General features: G+C 41.8%; 1 pseudogene. It reads left to right on the top strand.

Going from position 1 to position 213, the window contains the following annotated elements:
* A pseudogene (locus CHH91_RS21075) lies at window positions 1-213 on the top strand (MFS transporter); the annotation flags it as partial.

Below are 213 nucleotides of genomic sequence, written 5' to 3'. Positions count from 1 at the left end.
AAAAACGGACAGAAGTAACGGCAGCGAAAGCGAGATTGCCATTAAAAAACAAACGGGCGATTTTAGTGACATTGTTTTTCGCGTTAATGTCCAGCATGTTTTACTCAGTAACGGCTTGGATTGCGCCAATTGTCCAAGATATGGGTTATAGCAAATCGACTGCTGCAGCGATGCTCACTGTGTTTACATTTATTCAAATTCCGACTTCAATGG

The organism is Virgibacillus sp. 7505, assembly GCF_002272135.1.
Classification (GTDB): domain Bacteria; phylum Bacillota; class Bacilli; order Bacillales; family Amphibacillaceae; genus Terribacillus.
Note: the sequence above shows the minus strand (reverse complement) of the source record. Positions and strands in the feature narration are given on the sequence as shown.